The organism is Nitrobacter sp. (assembly GCF_051535215.1).
GTDB lineage: Bacteria > Pseudomonadota > Alphaproteobacteria > Rhizobiales > Xanthobacteraceae > Nitrobacter.
Genome location: NZ_JBPPLY010000009.1, coordinates 32,463 through 52,372, shown reverse-complemented (window position 1 = coordinate 52,372; position 19,910 = coordinate 32,463). Strand labels below are relative to the sequence as shown.

Genomic DNA, 19,910 nt, shown 5'->3' with positions numbered 1-19,910 from the left:
ATTCCATCAGAAGCGGAAAGGCTCTAGTGGCCCAGCCACGGCGACGCGAGCCCGAGCGCGATCAGACCCAGAATGACGGCAGCACCTATCGCCCATGAACTGACACGCACGGCGCTATCCGTCGTGCGCTCGCGCTCATTTTGGGCAATTTCGCGATTGCGCTCTTTTTCGCTCTGCTCCGGCTCATTCATCATTGCGCGCCCCGCGGATAGACCGTTGCGCATCAAACCGCGACGGACGAAATAGTTCCGGCGCGCCTGATCCGGTCGCGAGGCCGCTGCCACCCGTCAGTGCGAAACGACAAGTCCTCTGCTCGTGACCACGACCCAGCGGCCGTCCTGCTTGCGGATCGCATCGACGCGGCCCAGCCCGGGCACCGGATCGCCGGCGTAGACCTCATAGAGACCGCCGCGCCCTTCGATCAACGCGCCGCCGTTGGTGATATCGCGCAACACCCAGCCCTCGACTGCCGGCAGGCGTGCGACAGCCGGCTTCGGCGCCGGCAGCGGCACCGGAGTAGTGGCGGCAGTTTGAGCAGCAGCCGTTGGAATCGATCCGGTCACATTCGTCGCGGCCGAGGCAGCCGTTGGAGATGCAACCGCTGGAGAAACGACCGGAGCGACGGCCGCATGCTGCTTGTCGAGCGTCTCGTGGAGCCTTGTCAGCTTGGCCGCCGACTCGGCATGCGCCTTTTCAGCCCGGTCCAGGCGATCGTTGATCCTGGCGAACTGGCCGGCATCGCCCTTGGCCGAGCGGTCGATGCCCGTCTTCAGGGTAGCGACCTCGGACTCGAGCCGCTTGATCGTGGCTTCCAGGGCCTGGGTCTGACTCGCCGTCGCCGACGATTGCTCGCTCGCGACGCCATGACGGAGACCGGATATCGCCAGCGAACCGCCAACGGCGCCGGTGATCGCGGCCAGCACTGCGACCGCTGCGATCGCCGCAAAGCGTCGCTTCCCGGACCGCTGCGCACCGCGATCTGCCGCCACTCCCCGATCGATCCCCGGGCGATCCCATGACTTGCCGCGGGACGGCGGTGGCACCATCATCAGCCTGCCGGTCTCTCGCAACGCGTTCGTCTTCGGAGCTTCACGTTCGGACCTGGGCTCGATCGAGGATACATTAGCTGGAGCCGTCGGCTCGATCTTGATCGAGGGCGCTTCCCCTTCCGCGCTCTCGGCCTCGATCTTCGGTTCGATGATCGATGCGTCCACCTTCGAAGCCTCGGCCTCGATCTTCGGCTCCATCGACGGCGCTTCCGCCTTCGGCGCATCTGCCTCAACCCGCGGCTCCGCCAACGGCGCTGCCGCCTCCGGAGCTTTGGCCTCAAGCTCGGTCTCGATCAGGGGTGCTTCCGCCTTCGGAGCCTCAGCATCAAGCCTCGGCTCGGATACCTCGGCTTTCGGCGCCACGACGTCGTCGGGCGGCGGCGCGGATAATTCCTGCTCCGGCGCAAGCTCCGGAGACGTGGCGCGTGACGACATGTCCAACCCGGAAATTTTGTCACGGGGGCCACGATCGGCCCGATCAGACGAATGGTCGCTCACGTTAAAAACCTCCATGATGGGTTGACAATTTGGTAACTTTTCATTGCTTGCGGAATCGTTACCTTCGGGACCATTGCGGAAATTTTAGGATTTTTTCCGACCGACAAAACGGCTTAACCGAGGCCGGCGAAACGTGCGACGGGCTCGCTTGTGACGCAGCAACAAGGGCCGCCGGGAGCATAAGCGGAGAACGTATTGGGCATGTTGAATAAATCGCGCATCCATCACTCGTGTCGAGCCGCATTGGTCGCGAGCGCTTTTCTCGCGCTGTCCCTCTCGCCGGCCGCGGCGCAGCAGCCTGTCGCCGAGACGATTTTCCGCAATGTGCGCGTGCTGGATGTGGTCGACGGTCATCTCGGCCCGCCGACCAGCGTCGTGATCCGCGGCAATACCATCGCCGCAATCGGACCATCTGCAGACGCGGCGGATTCCAAGGCTGAAATTATAGAAGGCAAGGGTCGCACGCTGATGCCGGGGCTGATCGACGTCCACGTCCATCTGACGTTCGGCGCGGTCTTGCTGAGCGATCTCTATGATCCGAAGACGACAGCCGAGCAGCTCGGCGCAGCCGCGGCGAAATCAGCGACCGAGATGCTGCTACGAGGCTTCACAGCCGTTCGCGACATGGGCGGCCCGATCTTTCCGCTCAAGCGGGCGATCGACAGCGGCAAGGTTCGGGGGCCTCGCATCTGGCCGTCCGGTGCGATCATCTCGCAGACCTCGGGGCACGGTGACTTCCGCACGCCGGATGAGCGCTCGCGCCGCTTCTTCGGCAAACCTTCCCGCGCCGAGGAGGAAGGCGCGACCTTTATCGCTGACGGTCGCGACGAGGTGCTGACCGCGGCGCGCGAGAATCTGCGAATGGGCGCAAGCCAGATCAAGATCATGGGCGGCGGCGGCACGCCGTCGGCCTACGACCCGATCGACGTCACGCAATATACGCTCGATGAGATGAAGGCCGCGGTCGATGCCGCCTCCGACTGGAATACCTATGTCGCCGTCCACGCCTATACGCCCCGCGCGGTCCGCCGGGCGATGGAGGCGGGCGTCAAGTGCATCGAGCACGGGCAATTGCTCGACGAGCCGACGATCAAGCTGATGGCTCAGAAAGGCATCTGGCTGAGCGCCCAGAACCTGATTGCAGATTCGCCGAACATGACGGCGGAGCGGCGCGCGAAGCGCAAGGACATCGTCGAAGGCAACGCCCGCATCTGGCCATTGGCAAAGAAGTACGGCGTCAAGCTCGCATGGGGCACGGACATCCTTTTCGAGCCGGAACTCAACGCCGAACAGAATCATCTCATCCTGTCGCTGAAGCAGTGGTTCTCCCCTGCCGAAATTCTCCGGCTGGTGACCTACGACAATGCCCAGCTCCTGGCGCTGAGCGGCCCGCGCGCACCCTATCCCGGCAGGCTCGGCGTTGTGCAAGTGGGCGCTCTCGCCGACCTTCTCCTCGTTGATGGCGATCCGCTCAGGAACATCGACCTCCTCGCCGATCCGCAGAAAAACTTCCGGGTCATCATGAAGGACGGCGTGATCTACAAGAACGACTGACGGGGGAGCCGGATATCGGCTCGGCGCCGGCGGCCGACGTTCAGGCGTCCACCGGTCAGATCACGACCGGCGCGTCCGGCAGTTCGTTCGGACCGGCTCCCTGCTTCGGGAAGTGTTCTGCAAGTTGCCGGGAAACGGCTTCGATTCCCTTGACCACTCCGGTCTCGAAACGGCCCTGCTTGAACTCAGCCTCCATCGCGGCGCAGATGGCCTTCCAGACCGCCGCGCCGACCTTCGCGTGAATGCCGCGATCAGCGACGATCTCGACGTCGCGATCGGCAATCAGCAGATAGATCAGCACGCCATTGTTGCGCGCGGTATCCCAGATCCGCAGATGCGCGAACACGTCGAGCGCCCGCTCGCGCGCCGGCTGATCGCGGAACAGCGGACCGCCGTCGAGCGCGCCTTCCACGGCGAACACCACCTGCCCCGAATGGGTCGTCTCGCCGGCGCGGATCGCCCGTTCGATGGCGGCCATCGCGTCCGGGGGAAAATGCTTTCGCACCCGCCAGCGATGCCCGATCAGATGCCTGCCGATGCGCCCGATGCCCATCTTACCAGCTCCCCGATGCGCCGCCGCCGCCGAAGCCGCCGCCGCCACCGCTGAATCCGCCGCCGCCGGAGAACGAGCCGCCTCCCCGGCCGCCGCCGCCGACCCAGGTGCCGCCGCCCCGCCCCACGCCCGAGACAATGGTGTCCCCCACCACCGTAAAGACGAACGCCAGCACCGCGGCGATCCCGGCAACCATCAGCGAGCCGACGAATATCCAGGTCGCGACGCCGGCAAGAACACCGGTCGCGACCGAGCCGACAAGCCGGCCCAGGATGCTCCGAAAGATCCCGCCGAAGACAAGCACGCCGACAATGACGAACGGATTGAAAAGATCATCGACGTTGAAATTGTTCGCAAACTGCCCCTGCGGCTTCGGCGCGGGCAGCGGCTCACCGTCGATCACGCGCAACATGCGATCCACGCCCGCGGAGATGCCGCCGGTGAAATCGCCGTTGCGGAATTTCGGCACGATCTCTTCGTCGATGATGCGCTTCGAGGTGAGGTCGGTCAGCGCGCCCTCGAGGCCGTAACCCACCTCGATCCGGAGTTTGCGGTCATCCTTGGCGACGACGAGGATCGCGCCGTCATCCATCTTCTTGCGGCCGATCTTCCATTGGTCGGCAACGCGGATCGAATACTGCTCGATCGTTTCCGGCGCGGTCGTCGGCACGATCAGCACCGCGACCTGACTGCCCTTGCGGTCCTCGAACGCCTTCAGTTCCTGTTCGAGCGACGCCTTCTGATCGCTGCTCAGCGTTGCGGTCAGATCGACCACGCGCCCGGTCAAAGGCGGCACCGCGACATCGGCGGATGCCGCGCCGATCCAGCACAGCATCAGCGCCAGCAGCGCCGCCTTCAGGATGCGCATCGCCGTCACCGCCTGTGCCGGCTACTTCGCGGGCGCGGCCGGCGCCGGGTTGAAATCGACCTTCGGCGCGGTCGAGATGTCCTTCTCGTTGTCGACGGTGAAGTTCGGCTTGGCCTTGTACCCCAGCGCCATGGCGGTCAGGTTGGTGGGAAACGAACGGACCGTGACGTTATAGTCCTGCACCGCCTTGATGTAGCGGTTGCGCGCGACGGTGATGCGGTTCTCGGTGCCTTCGAGCTGGCTCATCAGGTCGCGGAACAGCGTATCCGATTTGAGCTGCGGATAATTCTCGGTGACGACCAGAAGGCGCGACAGCGCGCTGGAGAGTTCGCCCTGGGCGGCCTGGAATTTTTGGAACGCCGCCGGATCGTTGAGCACTTCCGGCGTCGCCTGGATGCTGCCGACCTTGGCGCGCGCGTTGGTGACGCCGAGCAGGACGTCCTTCTCCTGTTGCGCGAAGCCCTTCACTGAATTGACGAGGTTTGGCACCAGGTCGGCGCGGCGCTGGTATTGATTGACCACCTCGGACCAGTCGGACTTGATCTGCTCGTCCTGCGACTGGATGGCGTTGTAGCCGCAATTGGTCAGGCTCAAGGTGGCGAGCGCCGCCAGCACCGTCAAAAACTTCCGCATCATATGTCTCCTGCCGGGCAATCAGGTCTGCGTTCGAGGGAAAAGTCCGCGCGATCTCTTCGGTCGCGCAACCGCAATGCTAGCAGATGTCGTGACCGCGTCGTTCCTGTCAATTCCCTTGCCGTCCACAACGACCACCGGCAAGGCCGGTTATAGCGCCGGATGCGCTTCACGGATATCCGGCCGCGCCGCAAGTCCCACTCCATCGCGTCCGCGGCACGGTCGCCGACGCCGACGGGCCGCCCTCGGTTGCGCGTGATGGCCCTCACCGTCAGATCCACGAGATGGGAACTCCGCCGGAAGACCGCCGAGTCCGCTCCGCACGATGTCATGGGTCCGGCTCTGGGGAAGGCGGCCCTCCCGCGAACACGGCCTCGAGAACTCACCACCGGTCTTCAGCACAGAGTCAGACACTGTGACATTTTCACCCTATGCAGCATGGTCGATATATTTATATGAATATAGCAGTCTTTGCCGCTAAGGAGACCAGATGTCGTCTGACCGTCGTCCCAGGCGTTACCGCCTTCGCAGAGTTCCTTCATTGTCGATTTTGGTAGCGCTGTGTGGAAGCGCATCGGCTCAAGAAATGCTTCCGACAATCGATGTCCGGAGCGATGCGTCGCAAACTGCCGACGTGACTCCTGATTACAAGGTCAACCGCATAGAACTCGGGCCCCTGGGCAAGAAGCCGCTGATTGATACGCCTTTCTCGGTCAATACGATTTCAGAAGGTTTCGCCGAGAATCAGCAGATCCAAAGCGTGCGCGAGGCATTTCGCTTCATTCCATCGGTTCAGGGCGAAAACGTCCGTCCCCAGACTCGCGGTGTTCAGGCGAGCGTTGTGCAAAATACGCGCATCGACGGGCTGAATATCGCCGCGACCACTGAATATCCGATCGAGCAATTTCAACGCATTGACGTCTTGAACGGGATTGCCGGCGCGTTGTTTGGCCCGGCTCAACCAGGTGGAACCTTCAATTACGTCATGAAGCGCCCCACCGTCGATCCATTGCAGCGTTTGACGGCAGGCTATCTTTCCACGGGCCAGTGGGTCGCACATGCGGATCTCGGCGGCTTCGCCGATCCCGAGCATCGTTTTGGCTATAGATTGAACCTTCTCGATCAGGATGGCGAAAGCTACGTCCGCAACAGTCGGCTGAAGCGCCAACTCGCCAGCTTCGGCGGCGATATCCACTTCAGTCCCGACACGGTGCTCGAGACGAATGCGAGCATCTACCATTACAAAACAGAGGGATTGCCTGGAACGTTCGCCGTTGCAAAGGGCGTCCTCTTTCCGGCAGCGGTCGACCCGACAAAGGTTGGTTACGGCCAGCCTTGGGGAGGAGACGACAATACGACAACATTCTTGAGTAGCCGCATCAAGCACGATTTCAACGAGAACTGGAGCTTCTCCGCCGGCGTCTCGCGCAATACAAGCGATCGCGCTTCCACCGTTCCGACAAATACGATCACGAACAATGCTGGAAATTACGTCACCACCGCGGCGACAACGACCTATAGCCTGGACGTCGTCAACAGCAATCAAGCCGCTCTGAACGGCCGTTTCGAGACGGGTTCGCTCAAGCACGATCTGGTTCTCGCCACCAACGGCTTCTCCTGGGATCGCTACACGCCGTTCAAGACGGGCGCAATCACGGCTGGAAGGGCCAGTCTCGACAATCCGTCGGTCTATCCCGAGCCGAATTTTCCTGATTTCAAAAACCGCTACAGATCCGTGAACACATTCCAGCAGTCGCTTACCCTGGGTGACACCATTGCTTTCAACGATCAATGGTCGGTATTGGGCGCCATCAGCGATAGCTGGATCGATACCCACAACTACAATTCGGTTGGCAGCCTCACGAGCGCATCCAGTGCTACCGGATGGAGCCCGCTCGGCAGCATTATGTTCAAGCCACGTAAAGACATAACGACCTATTACACCTATGCCGATAGTTTGCAGCAAGGCGATAACGCACCGGCTGGCACCGCCAATCAGGGCCAGACCCTGGCCCCGTATCGAAGCAATCAAAATGAACTTGGCGTCAAATTCGATTTCGGGCGCTTCAACCTGAATGCCGCGCTCTACAGAATCGAACGGCCCTATGCTTACACCGGAACGGATAACGTTTTTTCCGTGAAAGGAACGCAGATCAATCGTGGAATTGAACTGATGGCGTCAGGCGCCATCAACGATCAATGGACAGTATTCAGCGGGATGACTTTCATTGACCCACGGCTCTACAATACGGGCTCGCCGCAAACTGAGGGCCAACGCATTCTGGGCTTATCTCAGTTCGTCGCGAATTGTCTGGTCGAATATCACGTTCCCACTGTCCAAGGACTGACATTCACCGGGAACGTCACCTACGCGACGAACCGGCCGACGGATTACGCGAACACGTCATTCGTTTCCGGCTATGCCCTGCTCGATCTTGGCATGCGCTACTCACAACTCATTGCCGACAAGCGGGTTACGTTCAGGTTCGATGCTTTCAATGTCACCGATGCTCATTATTGGGCCAACGTGACGCCGGCCGCTCAGAATGGATATAACGCGACAGGTTCTGCGACCGGCATTTTGGGCGCGCCGCGGACTTTCCGCGCCTCATTGCAGGTTGAGCTATGAAGAGCCGGACGATCGCGGTCACATATGCAGGCGTCCTCACTCTGACGACGATCGTCGGCTCATGGATCGTCGGCTCATGGGTCTGCCGGGCGGAAGCGGAGGAGCAGGCGCCGGCGCTGCGGGTTTACGCAGCCGGAAGCACGCGAGGCATTCTCCCCGCAATTGCGGAGGATTACGCCAGGACGACGGGCCAGAGGTTTGAATTCACATTTGGCCCGGCCGGATTGCTCCTGAGCAGGATTCGCAAGGAGGGCGGCGCGGATGTTTTCGTTTCCGCCAACATGGAGCATCCGCAGCAACTTTTCCTCGAAGGCGCCGGCACGCGGCCCGTCATCTTCGCCAGAAATCGACTCTGCGTAACCGGACGCGCAGAGCTTGGTCTCACTCAAGCCACTCTGCTCGACAAGCTGCTTGAGCCGTCAGTAAAAATCGGCACGTCGACGCCGGGCGCCGATCCCGGAGGCGACTATGCCTGGCAGTTCTTCGATCGCGCGGAGACCGTTCGCGCCGGCGCGAAGGACACTCTCATCAGAAACGCGCATCCACTGGTTGGAGGACCAGCAAGTCCCAAGTTGCCGGCGGGCGAAACGGCGGTGCACTATTTCTTTACACGGCACGAGGCCGACGCCTTCATCGGTTACTGCAGTTCGCATACGAAAATCAGCGCCGAACCTGAAAAGCCGTCGGATTTGCCGCTGACGCGGGTCGAAGTGCCTCCGCCGCTCGCGATGCCCATCAACTATGGCCTGACGATACTGACGACAATCAAGGATGCTGGCCGCAGGGAGGCTGCGTATCGCTTCGCGCTCTACCTGATGTCTCCGGATGCGCAACGGCGCCTTCCGGAATACGGTTTCGTTCCGGGCGGCGGGCTTTAGCCGGAGTCCAAAACGGATGCCGCCTCAGCGACGACCGATGTACAACGGGGTGCGTCGGCAAACCTGGACAGTCGACGCACCAGCTTTCCGGGTCTGAGCTTTCGCGTACCCGCCGCGACACCAAACCGGCCTGTTCGCGATCACGCGTCTGCCTTATAGTTTACGGCATGACCGTTACGGATATCGCGACGCGAACGTATAATCACGGCTTCCGCCTCGATCCGATCGTGCGCAGCCTGCTCGATACCGATTTCTACAAGCTGCTCATGCTGCAGATGATCCGTGAGTTCTATGCGAACGAGCATGTTACGTTTTCCGTCATCAATCGCAGCCGCAATGTCCGGCTTGCCGAGGTCATCGACGAGGGTGAGTTGCGGGCGCAGCTCGATCATGCCCGCAGCATCGCCTTCAGCAAAAAGGAGCTGATCTGGCTCGCGGGCAACACATTTTACGGCGAGACCCAGATGTTCACGCCGGACTTTATCAACTGGCTCGCGGCGTTCCGGCTTCCTGAATACGAATTGCGGAAAGTCGATGGCCAGTATGAGCTGCATTTCCATGGGCCATGGACCCACACCACGATGTGGGAGATTCCGGCGCTCGCCATTCTCAACGAGTTGCGGTCGCGCCAGGTGACCAGGGGTCAGGGTCGTTTCGCGCTCGATGTGCTGTATGCACGCGCCAAGGCAAAGCTGTGGGGCAAACTCGAGCGATTGCGCAAGCTGGACGATCTGCGGCTGTCGGACTTCGGAACGCGGCGCCGTCACGGTTTTCTCTGGCAGCGCTGGTGCGTGGAAGCCGCCAAGGAGGCACTGGGACCCGCCTTCACCGGCACGTCGAACGTTCTGCTCGCGATGGATGGCGATCTGGAGGCCATCGGCACCAACGCGCATGAACTGCCGATGGTCGCGGCCGCGCTCGCCGACGACGATGCCGCATTGCGCCGGGCGCCCTATCGCATCCTCGACCAATGGCGGCACACCTATGGAGGCAACCTGCTGGTCGCCCTGCCCGACGCCTTCGGCACCAAGGCTTTCCTGCGCGACGCGCCGGAGTGGGTGGCGGACTGGACCGGCTTCCGCCCGGACAGCCTGCCACCGATCCCGGCCGGCGAGGAGATCATCAGGTGGTGGGAGCAGAAGGGCCGCGATCCCCGGGAAAAACTGCTGGTGTTTTCCGACGGCATGGACGCGGATTCAATTGAGGAGACGCAGCGGCATTTTGCCGGACGCGTTCGGGTGAGTTTCGGCTGGGGTACCAACCTGACCAACGATTTCGTGGGATGTTCGCCGGACGGCACCGCCGACCTCGACCCGATCTCGATCGTCTGCAAGGTAACATCGGTCAACGGCCGTCCCGCCGTGAAACTGTCGGACAATCCCGAGAAGGCGACCGGCGAACCGTCGGAAATCGAACGCTACCTGCGCGTGTTCGGACATGCCGGCCGCGTCCATTCTCCCGTTCACGTCTGAGTTGAAGCGGCCGCTTCAATGCGGCTGATCGGGATGCCAGCCGAGAACGGCGAGCATCACGAAGAAGCCGGCAACGTAGGCGATCGCAACGGGCCATCCGTGCCTGAGCCATGAGCCTACCGACTTCGCCTCGGGATACATGTTCGACAGCGCCACGCCGGCAGAAGAGCCGAACCAGACCATCGAACCGCCGAAGCCGACGGCGTAAGCAAGAAATCCCCAGTCATAGCCGCCCTGCTTGAGCGCCAGCGCGGTGAGCGGAATGTTGTCGAACACGGACGAGACAAATCCGAGGCCGAGCGCTGTCTGCCATGACGCCGGCGGCAATGTCTCGACCGGCATCACGGAGGCAGCGGTCACGAGCGCCAGAAGGAAGATCGTGCCCTTGAAGGTTTCGGGCATGACGGACCAGTCCGGTGCACGCAGGAACGCGGTCAGCAGAATCGCTGCCCAGACTGCGAGCCCCAGCACGGGAAGCGTATCGAGCAGCGCCGGGAATTTCAGATTCGCGGTCACGTTTGCGACCAATGCCGCGGTCAGGATGACGGCAACGATAAAGACTCGTGCACCGTCCACGCGCAAGCCGCTCGATGGCTTCTTCACGATCGGCGAAAATCGGTGCTGCTTGATCGCGGCCGGAACCGCGAAAATCGCGAGCGCCACGACGGCCGCGATATAGGCCTCCACGACGCTGAGCGGGCTGACACCGTCGATCCACATCATCGTCGTCGTCGTATCCCCGACCACGCTGCCGGAGCCGCCGGCGTTGGAGGCCGCAACGATCGCGACGAGATAGCCGACGTGGACCTTGCCCCGAAAGACGTGGCGCGCGACCGTGCCCCCGATCAGCGCTGCCGCGATATTGTCGAGGAAACTCGACAGGGCGAAGACGATGACGAGAAGGACAGCGCCACCTTTCCAGTCATCGGGCAGGAGCGCCGGCATTTCGTCCGGGATCCGGCTTTCCTCGAAGTGTCGCGACAGAATGGCAAATCCCATCAGCAGCAGGAACAGGTTCGCCAGGGTGACCCACTCGTGCGCCATATGGTGACCGAGCCCGCTCCACCCCGCGCCGGACTTGAATCCCGTGAAGCCGACCTTGTAGCCGATGATAGTTACAAGGCCGATCAGGGCGATCGGAAGCGTATGGCGGTGAAACAGCGCAATGCCGAGCAGGATGAACCCAAAGAGGATGAAATCGAGGGGAATTCCGAGAATCAGAATCGGATCTGCCATCGCGCTCTCGAATATTCCGGCAGATCTTGGAGAACCCTCACCGGCAAAGCATTATTCGCCGACGAAGCGGCCATACTCGCCGCGAGCAAACAAGAGCGATTCGGTCCGGTTGTAGCTGTAGGCCTCCACGGCACCGAGGAAGATGACGTGGTCTCCGCCATAATAGCGATCGACTGTACGGCATTGAAAATTCGCAACGCCACCGGACAGCAGCGGAGCGCCGCCAAGGCCCGGCGTCCAGGGGACCCCCTCGAACTTGCGGCTCGACGGCGTCGCAAATTTGACGGCCAGTTCCTGCTGCGAAGTGGCGAGCACATTGACGGCGAAATGGCTGGCGTTCTGGAAGACGCTCATGTTCCGCGAATAGACTACCAGACTCCACAGCACCAGCGGCGGGTTCAGCGACACCGACGTGAACGAGTTGCACGTCAGCCCGTAAGGGATTCCGGCGTGGTCAGCGGCCGTGATGATGGTGACGCCGGTGGCATAGGTTCCGAGCGCATTGCGGAAGTCGCGCGGATCGAGCGACGACTGGTCGCTCGCGAGTTCGTTGGCCGGATCCGGTGCGCCGGGGAAGTCAGGACCGCCTGTCATCAGACGACCTCACAACGTCAAGTTTTTGGACGGCAGGCCGAGAGCAACCCGGCCGTAATCCGTGCCCGCCGCATCGAAGCTGAACGCGATGTGGGAATTGATCGCGTTCGCATCGCGGAACTGCCGCTGCAGCGGGGAGCCGGCGAACAACCCACGCGCCCCGCTCGCTGCAACCAGCAGCGACACCGCCTCGGTACACAGGTTCACGGCGTAGGCGCCGTCGCGACGCCATGCGGTCTTGACCGCCATGTCCGGGATCAGTCCGCGCCGCGCATCATGCATCGCCCTGATGCAGGCCGAGCGCATGACCAGTCGTGCGGCGTCGATCTTCGCGGATGCTTCGGCAATCTTGATCTGCGTGGACTGAAGATCACCGAGCATGGCGCGGCTAAAGGTGGTTGCGCGGTGGCGTGCGACCTCGATGTAGTCTTCGAGGCAGCCCTGGGCGTTACCGAGCGCCACCCCGGACAGCACGAAGGGAAACAGCGCAAACACCGGCAGCGCATAAAGGGGATTCGGATTAGCGGCGCTGCCGGGCGAGGGACCGCCGGCAATCTCCGCAACCGAGAGCGTTTTCCAGTCTTCGACGAAAACGTCTTCGACAGCGACGTCGTTCGAGCCCGTGCCTTTCAGGCCGGCGGCGTTCCACATATCGATGATGCGGTAGTCTGCGCGGGGAAGCAGAAAAATCCTGTACTCGATACCGTCGGCTTCATCATCGGATGAGACGATCCCCGCGAGCATGTTCCAGTCGCAGCAATCCACACCGGACGAAAACGGCCAGTGGCCCTGCAAACGGTAGCCGCCGTCGACCTTCCTGGCGCGGCCGGAAGGAAATACGAAGGATGAAGCGATCAATGCGGTCGCATCCTTGCTCCAGACGGCATCCTGCGCCCGGCTTTCGAACATGCCGAGCATCCAGTGATGGCTCGCAAGGTTCGCCAGCGTCCACGCCGCGGATGCGTCGGCCATGGCGATCGCCTCGGCGAAGTCGACGAGAGCCACGTAGTCGAATTCGGAGCCACCGACCCGCTTGGGCTGCAGAATCCTGAACAGGCCGGCCGCATGAAAATCCTCCTCGGTCTCGGGTGGCAGCCGCCGCAACTCTTCCGTCCTCGCAGCCCGCTCGCGCAATTGCGGCACGAGCGCCCGTGCCCGCGCCATCATGGCGGAATAGTTATCGTCGTGATCCGGTTCTGACGACGGATTCGCAGGCGGCCTGATACCTGCCATCTGGTAGTCCTCACTGTCCGCCGCGCAACGGACCATCTTGCGGTACTTGCCCAATCATAGGCGAGTTTGACGAGGATCACCAACCGATAGCAACCGGCGAAGACGCGCGACCGCCTACTGCTCAGCGACCTTGTGCGATTTCGCAGCAGCCAGACCTTTGTCGAGTTCGACGCGGCAGCCCGAACTGAGGCTGGAGCGGTTCTTGACCATGCAGGCGGTGATCCGGCCGATATCCGGAATTTCGGAGCTGCACAGGCGGAACGCATCCCCGGTGCACTGACGTTGCGCTTCGGCCGTGAAGGCATGGCTTGCGCTAGCCAACATGACGAAGAAGATTGCGACAGTCAGGGTCGCGGCTATCTGGCGGACGATCTCGATGCGAACGCTGGTCATCTTTGGCTCCTCAATTGCGGTGAACTCTGCGGCCATTGTCGATGCCGCATCCTGGATCATCGCCGCCCGGGAAACTGTGAGGCTCATCACTCAAGCCACACGCCAAATAAAATACAATAATATCAATTAGATATAAGCCATATACCCCGTGCGGCGACGCTGGATCGCGCTCGGGCACAGCAACTCAACGGGACAGGTCGGGAATTCGGTTGAGCTATTCGCGTCACGGATCACGCCAAGCATGACGAGCGGATGAAGCATTGACGGGACGCCGTTGACCCTGCCATTCAAGCAAGCAGCGGCTGAACTGAAATACATACAATAGGCGGATTTCTGCCTATCGTACCGCCAAACCAAAATGGCGCTTACGCGCATCGCATAGCCGGACACCAACCATCATGGCCGGCTTCGCCTTCCGTTCCGGAAGGCTGCATCAATTTCAGCACCGTTCGATAGGCAGAGAGCCATGAAGATAATCCGCGCGGCAATTTTCTTCATCGTGTTTCTATCTTGGATGCCGTTGCATGCCGGAACGCCGGCTCCCGGAAACGGCGGCACCGCCAAGCCGGCGAGCCCTGCGGCCGCGCCTCCGCCGGCGGCCCCCGCCGAAGATCTGCCGTCCGTACCGGCACCGCAGTTTCCTCAAGCACAATCGAAACTCGACGGCTGGAAGCAGACGCTCGATCAGATCGAAGCGGTCCTCGGCGCCCATGCGATCGACGACGCCGTGTTGAACAATCTGCGAAACCGGACCGCTGCCACGCAGGGTGAAGCGCGCGACCTGATCTCGGAAATCACGCCTCCGCTCGAAGCAGCGACTGCACGGGCGGCCGAACTCGCGCCAAGCCCCGACGCGACCGCTCCGCCATCTGACGATGTGAAACTCGAGCGCGCCAAGCTGCTGGCTGAAGTCGCCGCGCGGCAGGGCATCATTCAGCAGGCCAAGCTCATCAACGTGCGGGCTCAGCAAACGATCGAGGCGATTTCTGATCGGCGGCGCGCGATGTTTAACGATTCGGTGCTGCAACGCTCTCCGAGCCTGGTCAATCCCACGTTCTGGATCACCGTCGCAAACGCCGTTCCGGTTGCCGCCAGCCACCTGACCGATCTCATCTCCAAATGGGGCCGGGTACTGGCGTCACAGCCGCTTCGCGCGGCGTCGGGTTTTGCAATCGCTGCCGTCGTGGTGCTCGGGTTTTTCCTGTCGCCGGGCCGGCGCTGGTGGTCGCGCTGGACAAAACGAGATCCGGAGATTGCCAGTCCGAGCCCGCTGCGGAAGACCGGCTCCGCCGCCGTCATCGTCCTTGCGGACACCACGCTTACCGCCGTCGCGCTGCTCGTGCTCTATCAGGCGCTCGTGATGCTCGGAGTTCTTCCCGATGACGTGAGCCCGATCGTTCGTGCCTTGTTCATCGGCATCACATTCGGCTTCTTCTTTGTCCGCCTGACGATCGCGGTGCTGGCGCCGGGACGCCCGACCTGGCGTCTGATCGAAATGGACAATACCGCTGCCGACGGCGTGATATCCTTCGCGGTCCTGCTCGCCATGGTCATCGCGTTCGGCGTGGTTGTGGACGCCGTGAACGTCGCGATCGGGGCTCCGATCGAACTTTCGATCGCGAGCCGGGGCATGATCGCCATTGCGAAGGCGCTGCTCTTCATGGGCGCGCTTCGTGTTGCGGCCACAACCGAAGCGGACGACGAAACCACTCCGTCCCCATCCACCGCCGTCAACAAGTCCGCGTGGCGCCTGCTGATTCCGGTCGGCTGGGTGATGGCGACGGCCGCCATTCTCGGACCGCTCGCGGGCTATGTCGCGTTTGGCCGGTTCGTCACGATCGAGATGGTGGTGGTGGTCGCCGCGCTGATGAGCTTCGTGCTGCTGAGCCGGTTCGCCGCGGTCCTCGTCAATACCACGTTTGCGTTTCATGGGGCGATCGGCCGCTTTTTGCGGCAAACCGCGGGTCTCGGCAGCAGCGCGGTCCGGCAGATCGCCGCGGTGCTCGGCGGCCTCGTTCAACTGGCGCTGATCGGGTTGACGGCCTTCGTTGTGCTCACAACCTGGGGGATCCGCTCCGACGACCTCCTCACGTCGATGTCCTCGGCGTTCTTCAGCGTCCAGATCGGCAATATCACCATCGCACCATCCGTAATTCTCGGCGCGGTGGCGGTTTTTATCATCGGCGTCGTAGCCACGCGCGCGCTCAAGCGCTGGCTTGAAGAGCGCTTCCTGCCGGAAACCAGTCTCGATGTCGGCGTTCGCAGTTCGATCGGCACCGGCGCGGGGTATGCGGGCGTCATTCTCGCCACCCTGATCGCGCTGTCCTATGTCGGTCTCAACCTGCAAAACGTCGCCATCGTCGCCGGCGCGCTGTCGGTCGGCATTGGTTTCGGACTGCAATCCATCATCAACAACTTCGTTTCCGGACTGATTCTCCTCGTGGAGCGTCCGATCAAGGTCGGAGATCGCATCGAGGTCGGCACCCGCATGGGCGTCGTGAAGCGAATCAACGTGCGTGCGACCGAGATCGCGACCTACGATAACGTCTCGGTGATTGTGCCGAACGCGGACCTGATCAGCGGACAGGTGGTCAACTGGATGCACGGCAGCTATTCGGCCCGCCTCTCGGTAGCAGTCGGCACCTCCTATGATGCCGATCCGGACAAGGTGATCGAAATCCTGCTCGATATCGTCGCCCACCATCCGCGCGCGCTGAAATCACCCGAGCCGTTCGCCGTTCTCGGCAATTTCGGCGCCGACGCCCTGGAATTCACGGTGTTCTTTCACGTCGCGCATATCGGCATCGACGCCGGCGCCGCCAACGAAGTCAGGCTCGAGATACTCAAGCGTTTCCGCAAGGAGGGAATCAACCTTCCGAACCCTCAACGGGATCTGCATGTGCGGGATCTCGACCGCATCGAAGCGCTGGTCCGCGACCTGGCCGGACGACGCTTGGCCGCACGAGATTCGGCCGGAACCGAACGGTCCGCTGCGCCATAGCGCGCGCTCGGGTCAACCGCCGGCACGAATCACGTCCAACACGGCAAGGTGATCTTGGATCAGCACCTTCCCCTCTTCTCGAAGGGGAAGCGCGCTCAACAACATCATTCGAAAGCTGACGTTCAACATGGAATGATGTATAGTTTCTGTTTCCAGATACCATCGGGCGTGACATGCAGGCTTCATCCAACAAATCAATCCCCTCATTGAGCTTGCGGATCGATCTTGACCCAAAGGGCCGTATTGGACCGGGCAAAATCCAGTTGCTCGAGAGCATACAGGCTTGCGGCTCGATTTCAGCCGCCGGACGCGCCATGGACATGTCCTACAAGCGCGCCTGGGATCTCGTCGATGAAATAAACCGCATCTGCAGGCAGGCCGCGGTCGCGCGGCAGACCGGCGGCAAAAATGGCGGCGGCGCGGTCCTGACCCCGTTCGGGGTCTCCCTGGTCGCACGCTATCGCAAGATCGAGCGCGACGCCTCAACCGCCGCTCACAAGGAACTCGAGGCGCTGCGTAACGACATCCGGCACCCAAAAAAAAGCGCGGAACGAGACAAAGACACCAGGACTCGTTGATCCGGAGCGCCATGCCGTCAAGCGGCCGCCGAGGCCCAGCCGAAACAGTCGACCGCCCGCAGCGTTCGGCTCTGGCCTGATCCTTCCCAGCGTGATATATGTTTGGATATATCGTTAAGACGAATTAGAGTGCTAACCCCGCTTCTGATTTCATCGGAAGCGGAAAGGCTCGAGAGAAGCCCGACGCCCGGCTTTGGCCGCCCCTGCCCGACCAGGGACTCACCGCGAGCGTCGCCGCGACCTTGATTGAGGAGGCGAATCATGTTCGACGCCCAATGCGACCTTGCCGCCCTGGTTTATACGGAGGGTCAGGATCCGGATGAGATCCTGCGTGAGTTCGCCTGGGATCTGAACGCCAACGGCTACCGGGCCGTGGGCATCGTTCAACTCGGCCGTTACTGTCCCGATGCGAGCCTGCCGGCAACGCTTGTGCCTACCGGTGAGCAACTTCAACTATTTCAGGACAGGAACGCTTATTCGACGGGGTGCCGGCTCGACGTCGGACAATTGACGGGCGTCGGCGAGCGGATCGCGAGAATCCTCGACGAAGGCGCGGACATCCTGATCGTCAACCGCTTCGGCCGGCAGGAGCGCGAGGGCAAGGGCCTTGCCCACCTGGTCGCACACGCGCTCGGTGCCGACATTCCAGTCGTGATCGCCGTGCCAACCCACCATTTTTCAGACTGGATCACGTTCGCCGGCGGCATGACCGTCAAATTGCACTGCGACCGCGAATCGCTGGATGCGTGGTGGCGCCTCGTATCGGCCCGCAATGCCAGCCTGCGCCGAAGCGATCGCGCAACGGTGTGCGAGATATTCAAATAAGCTCTCGCCGTCATAACGTTCTTGACCGACCGCGGCCCTTCATCTGTAGATGGCTGCATGCAAGACCTTGTGATCGCGGTGGACGTCGGATCGAGCAGCGCGCGTGCCGGCGTGTTCGACAAGCGCGGCGTCCTGCTTGCGCGCGCCGAAGCTCCGTTTTCAACCGCGCATCCCCAGCCCGATCATGCCGAGCACAGTTCGGACGAAATCTGGACCGCGGTCTGCCAGGCGGTGCGTGGAGCGGTTGCGGCCGGACACATCGCCGCGGGAGAGGTAAAGGGCATCGCCTTCGACGCCACCTGCTCGCTCGTCGCCCTTGACCGCGCCGGCAGGCCAGTCACGGTTTCGGTAACCGGCGAGGATCGGTGGAACGTCATCATGTGGGCCGACCATCGCGCCACCGCCGAAGCCGAAGAGATTACAGCTACCCGCCATCGGGTGCTGGACCATGTCGGCAACGTGATGTCGCCGGAAATGGAAATTCCGAAGCTGCTCTGGCTGAAGCGGCATTGCCCCGATGCGTGGAGTCGCTACGGGCTTGTGCTCGATCTCACCGACTTCCTGACATGGAAGGCGACGGGACGGGCCACGGTCTCCACCTGCACCGTGACGTCCAAATGGACTTATCTCGCTCACGAGAAACCGGGCTGGCAAAGCGATTTTCTGTCGCGCATCGGCCTTGATGACCTGCCGGATCGCGCGTCGCTTCCTGCCTCGACGCAATCGATCGGAACGAGCGCGGGTCCTCTGGCGGCCCAAAGCGCCACCGAACTTGGACTGCGCCGCGACTGCATCGTCGGCGTCGGCGCGATCGATGCGCATGCCGGCGGCATCGGCGTCCTCGGCGGGCTCGATGCCACCCTGCTCAACGAGACGCTCGCCATGATCGCCGGCACCTCCTCATGCCACATGGCGGCATCCCCCGATCCGAGGCAAATTCCCGGCATATGGGGTCCCTATTACGACGCGATGCTGCCGGGCTACTGGCTCAACGAGGCCGGCCAGTCCGCCACCGGCTCGCTGCTCGATCACATCCTCGACCTTCACGCCGAAGGACAATCGCTCGGCGCGGACCGCCACGCGGTGATGGCGGCACGGATCGAGGCCGCGCTGACCGAGAGCGGCCTGGCCTTCGTCGAAGGCCTGCATGTGCTGCCGGATTTTCACGGCAACCGCTCCCCGCTCGCCGATTCCGATTCCGTCGGCGTGATCCACGGTCTGCGCCTCGATGCCTCCGCCGATTCGCTGACCCGGCTTTATTTCGCGACCGCGATCGGCATCGCGCTGGGTACGCGACATATCATCGATGCCCTGAACGACGCCGGCTACGCCATCGACCAGATCCGGTTGACGGGAGGCCATGCCGCAAGCCCGCTGCTGGTCCAGCTTTACGCCGACGCCGCAGGGGTTTCTGTGTCCCTTCCCGAACAACCCGACGGCGTGCTTTCGGGTACCGCATGTGTCGCCGCTGCCGGCTGCGGACTTTATCCGTCGCTCACGGCAGCCGCGGCGGCGATGACCCGGATCGGCCGCACCGTGCAGCCAGTTCCTTCGGTGCGCGATTTCTTCGACCGCCGCTATCGCGCGTTTCTATTGATGCACGAGCATCGCCGAGCGTTGTCGCGGCTTGCGTGACGGACACCAACACAACACCAGCCTATACTAGCGCTGCAGCCGGACGCCGAGCATCACCACGGTCGACGCTGAACCGGCGCCGGGAATGTTCGAACTCAGAATATCGCGGCGCACCTGCGCCTTGATCTGGAATTCGCGGGTCAGCTTGTAAACGAGATCGCCGGAGATCGAGTAGATCTCATCGGAGCGGGTTGAGCCCTGATAATCCTGCGTGCCGTAGGTGAATCTGCCGACCGCGCTTAGCCAGCGGCGGAAATCGTGATCGACCTCGAAGGTATAGG

General features: G+C 62.3%; 18 protein-coding genes. 8 read left to right on the top strand and 10 right to left on the bottom strand.

Annotation, left to right across the window (positions count from 1 at the left end; translation table 11 throughout):
* Positions 1 to 23: 23 nt before the first annotated feature.
* Together ACS3WB_RS10670 and ACS3WB_RS10665 are read right to left on the bottom strand one after the other, a co-directional pair.
* Positions 24 to 194, bottom strand: a complete 171-nt coding sequence (locus ACS3WB_RS10670; protein ID WP_438275538.1) for a hypothetical protein — start codon at positions 192 to 194, stop codon at positions 24 to 26.
* 93 nt (positions 195 to 287) lie between these two features.
* Positions 288 to 1,484, bottom strand: coding sequence for a hypothetical protein (locus ACS3WB_RS10665; protein ID WP_438275537.1), 1,197 nt, complete (start codon positions 1,482 to 1,484; stop codon positions 288 to 290).
* Positions 1,485 to 1,748: 264 nt separating this feature from the next.
* On the opposite strand from ACS3WB_RS10665, the gene ACS3WB_RS10660 reads away from it, so the two are divergent.
* Entirely contained in the window at positions 1,749 to 3,101 is a 1,353-nt protein-coding gene (locus ACS3WB_RS10660; protein ID WP_438275536.1) for an amidohydrolase family protein, read from the top strand.
* 55 nt (positions 3,102 to 3,156) lie between these two features.
* On the opposite strand, the gene ACS3WB_RS10655 is transcribed toward ACS3WB_RS10660, so the two are convergent.
* The 3 genes from ACS3WB_RS10655 to ACS3WB_RS10645 are packed head-to-tail and all read right to left on the bottom strand — an operon-like array spanning position 3,157 to position 5,155.
* On the bottom strand, positions 3,157 to 3,654 hold the full coding sequence (locus ACS3WB_RS10655) for a TPM domain-containing protein (RefSeq protein ID WP_438275535.1): 498 nt from the start codon (positions 3,652 to 3,654) through the stop codon (positions 3,157 to 3,159).
* A gap of 1 nt (position 3,655) precedes the next feature.
* Complete coding sequence (locus ACS3WB_RS10650) at positions 3,656 to 4,522, bottom strand: TPM domain-containing protein (RefSeq protein WP_438275534.1); 867 nt, start codon at positions 4,520 to 4,522, stop codon at positions 3,656 to 3,658.
* A 21-nt stretch (positions 4,523 to 4,543) separates the two neighbouring features.
* Complete coding sequence (locus ACS3WB_RS10645; protein ID WP_292617435.1) at positions 4,544 to 5,155, bottom strand: LemA family protein; 612 nt, start codon at positions 5,153 to 5,155, stop codon at positions 4,544 to 4,546.
* A gap of 586 nt (positions 5,156 to 5,741) precedes the next feature.
* Here ACS3WB_RS10645 and ACS3WB_RS10640 point away from each other — a divergent pair.
* From ACS3WB_RS10640 to pncB, 3 genes are all read left to right on the top strand, one after another.
* Positions 5,742 to 7,784 (top strand): TonB-dependent receptor, encoded by a 2,043-nt coding sequence (locus tag ACS3WB_RS10640; protein ID WP_438275533.1) that lies wholly within the window; start codon positions 5,742 to 5,744, stop codon positions 7,782 to 7,784.
* Positions 7,781 to 8,662 carry a substrate-binding domain-containing protein gene (locus tag ACS3WB_RS10635; protein WP_438275532.1) on the top strand — a complete coding sequence of 294 codons (882 nt, stop codon included), beginning with the start codon at positions 7,781 to 7,783 and terminating at the stop codon, positions 8,660 to 8,662. Before ACS3WB_RS10640 ends, ACS3WB_RS10635 begins: the two co-directional genes overlap by 4 nt.
* Positions 8,663 to 8,829: 167 nt before the next feature.
* Entirely contained in the window at positions 8,830 to 10,134 is a 1,305-nt protein-coding gene (gene pncB, locus ACS3WB_RS10630) for a nicotinate phosphoribosyltransferase (protein WP_438275531.1), read from the top strand.
* A 15-nt stretch (positions 10,135 to 10,149) separates the two neighbouring features.
* On the opposite strand, the gene ACS3WB_RS10625 is transcribed toward pncB, so the two are convergent.
* From ACS3WB_RS10625 to ACS3WB_RS10610, 4 genes are all read right to left on the bottom strand, one after another.
* Complete coding sequence (locus tag ACS3WB_RS10625) at positions 10,150 to 11,370, bottom strand: citrate transporter (protein ID WP_438275530.1); 1,221 nt, start codon at positions 11,368 to 11,370, stop codon at positions 10,150 to 10,152.
* Positions 11,371 to 11,421: 51 nt separating this feature from the next.
* Positions 11,422 to 11,964 (bottom strand): flavin reductase family protein, encoded by a 543-nt coding sequence (locus tag ACS3WB_RS10620; protein WP_438275529.1) that lies wholly within the window; start codon positions 11,962 to 11,964, stop codon positions 11,422 to 11,424.
* Between the two features lie 9 nt (positions 11,965 to 11,973).
* On the bottom strand, positions 11,974 to 13,197 hold the full coding sequence (locus ACS3WB_RS10615) for an acyl-CoA dehydrogenase family protein (RefSeq protein ID WP_438275528.1): 1,224 nt from the start codon (positions 13,195 to 13,197) through the stop codon (positions 11,974 to 11,976).
* A gap of 114 nt (positions 13,198 to 13,311) precedes the next feature.
* Positions 13,312 to 13,590: a hypothetical protein gene (locus ACS3WB_RS10610; protein ID WP_438275527.1), complete on the bottom strand. Its 279-nt coding sequence runs from the start codon at positions 13,588 to 13,590 to the stop codon at positions 13,312 to 13,314.
* A 466-nt stretch (positions 13,591 to 14,056) separates the two neighbouring features.
* On the opposite strand from ACS3WB_RS10610, the gene ACS3WB_RS10605 reads away from it, so the two are divergent.
* The 4 genes from ACS3WB_RS10605 to ACS3WB_RS10590 all read left to right on the top strand — a co-directional run bounded on the left by ACS3WB_RS10605 (position 14,057) and on the right by ACS3WB_RS10590 (position 19,629).
* Positions 14,057 to 16,591: a DUF3772 domain-containing protein gene (locus tag ACS3WB_RS10605; RefSeq protein WP_438275526.1), complete on the top strand. Its 2,535-nt coding sequence runs from the start codon at positions 14,057 to 14,059 to the stop codon at positions 16,589 to 16,591.
* A 173-nt stretch (positions 16,592 to 16,764) separates the two neighbouring features.
* Positions 16,765 to 17,169 (top strand): winged helix-turn-helix domain-containing protein, encoded by a 405-nt coding sequence (locus ACS3WB_RS10600; RefSeq protein WP_438275525.1) that lies wholly within the window; start codon positions 16,765 to 16,767, stop codon positions 17,167 to 17,169.
* 261 nt (positions 17,170 to 17,430) lie between these two features.
* Positions 17,431 to 17,994, top strand: a complete 564-nt coding sequence (locus ACS3WB_RS10595; RefSeq protein WP_438275524.1) for a DUF2478 domain-containing protein — start codon at positions 17,431 to 17,433, stop codon at positions 17,992 to 17,994.
* A 57-nt stretch (positions 17,995 to 18,051) separates the two neighbouring features.
* Entirely contained in the window at positions 18,052 to 19,629 is a 1,578-nt protein-coding gene (locus tag ACS3WB_RS10590; protein WP_438275523.1) for an FGGY-family carbohydrate kinase, read from the top strand.
* A 27-nt stretch (positions 19,630 to 19,656) separates the two neighbouring features.
* Here the strand turns inward: ACS3WB_RS10590 and ACS3WB_RS10585 are convergent.
* The coding region (locus tag ACS3WB_RS10585) for an outer membrane beta-barrel protein (RefSeq protein WP_438275522.1) at positions 19,657 to 19,910 on the bottom strand (254 nt) is incomplete at its 5' end.

Bases quoted from the DNA above. Each gene is read 5' to 3' on its own strand.
- ACS3WB_RS10670 (WP_438275538.1), bottom strand. From the start codon at position 194: ATGATGAATGAGCCGGAGCAGAGCGAAAAAGAGCGCAATCGCGAAATT.
- ACS3WB_RS10665 (WP_438275537.1), bottom strand. From the start codon at position 1,484: ATGTCGTCACGCGCCACGTCTCCGGAGCTTGCGCCGGAGCAGGAATTA.
- ACS3WB_RS10660 (WP_438275536.1), top strand. From the start codon at position 1,749: ATGTTGAATAAATCGCGCATCCATCACTCGTGTCGAGCCGCATTGGTC.
- ACS3WB_RS10655 (WP_438275535.1), bottom strand. From the start codon at position 3,654: ATGGGCATCGGGCGCATCGGCAGGCATCTGATCGGGCATCGCTGGCGG.
- ACS3WB_RS10650 (WP_438275534.1), bottom strand. From the start codon at position 4,522: ATGCGCATCCTGAAGGCGGCGCTGCTGGCGCTGATGCTGTGCTGGATC.
- ACS3WB_RS10645 (WP_292617435.1), bottom strand. From the start codon at position 5,155: ATGCGGAAGTTTTTGACGGTGCTGGCGGCGCTCGCCACCTTGAGCCTG.
- ACS3WB_RS10640 (WP_438275533.1), top strand. From the start codon at position 5,742: ATGCTTCCGACAATCGATGTCCGGAGCGATGCGTCGCAAACTGCCGAC.
- ACS3WB_RS10635 (WP_438275532.1), top strand. From the start codon at position 7,781: ATGAAGAGCCGGACGATCGCGGTCACATATGCAGGCGTCCTCACTCTG.
- pncB (WP_438275531.1), top strand. From the start codon at position 8,830: ATGACCGTTACGGATATCGCGACGCGAACGTATAATCACGGCTTCCGC.
- ACS3WB_RS10625 (WP_438275530.1), bottom strand. From the start codon at position 11,370: ATGGCAGATCCGATTCTGATTCTCGGAATTCCCCTCGATTTCATCCTC.
- ACS3WB_RS10620 (WP_438275529.1), bottom strand. From the start codon at position 11,964: ATGACAGGCGGTCCTGACTTCCCCGGCGCACCGGATCCGGCCAACGAA.
- ACS3WB_RS10615 (WP_438275528.1), bottom strand. From the start codon at position 13,197: ATGGCAGGTATCAGGCCGCCTGCGAATCCGTCGTCAGAACCGGATCAC.
- ACS3WB_RS10610 (WP_438275527.1), bottom strand. From the start codon at position 13,590: ATGACCAGCGTTCGCATCGAGATCGTCCGCCAGATAGCCGCGACCCTG.
- ACS3WB_RS10605 (WP_438275526.1), top strand. From the start codon at position 14,057: ATGAAGATAATCCGCGCGGCAATTTTCTTCATCGTGTTTCTATCTTGG.
- ACS3WB_RS10600 (WP_438275525.1), top strand. From the start codon at position 16,765: ATGCAGGCTTCATCCAACAAATCAATCCCCTCATTGAGCTTGCGGATC.
- ACS3WB_RS10595 (WP_438275524.1), top strand. From the start codon at position 17,431: ATGTTCGACGCCCAATGCGACCTTGCCGCCCTGGTTTATACGGAGGGT.
- ACS3WB_RS10590 (WP_438275523.1), top strand. From the start codon at position 18,052: ATGCAAGACCTTGTGATCGCGGTGGACGTCGGATCGAGCAGCGCGCGT.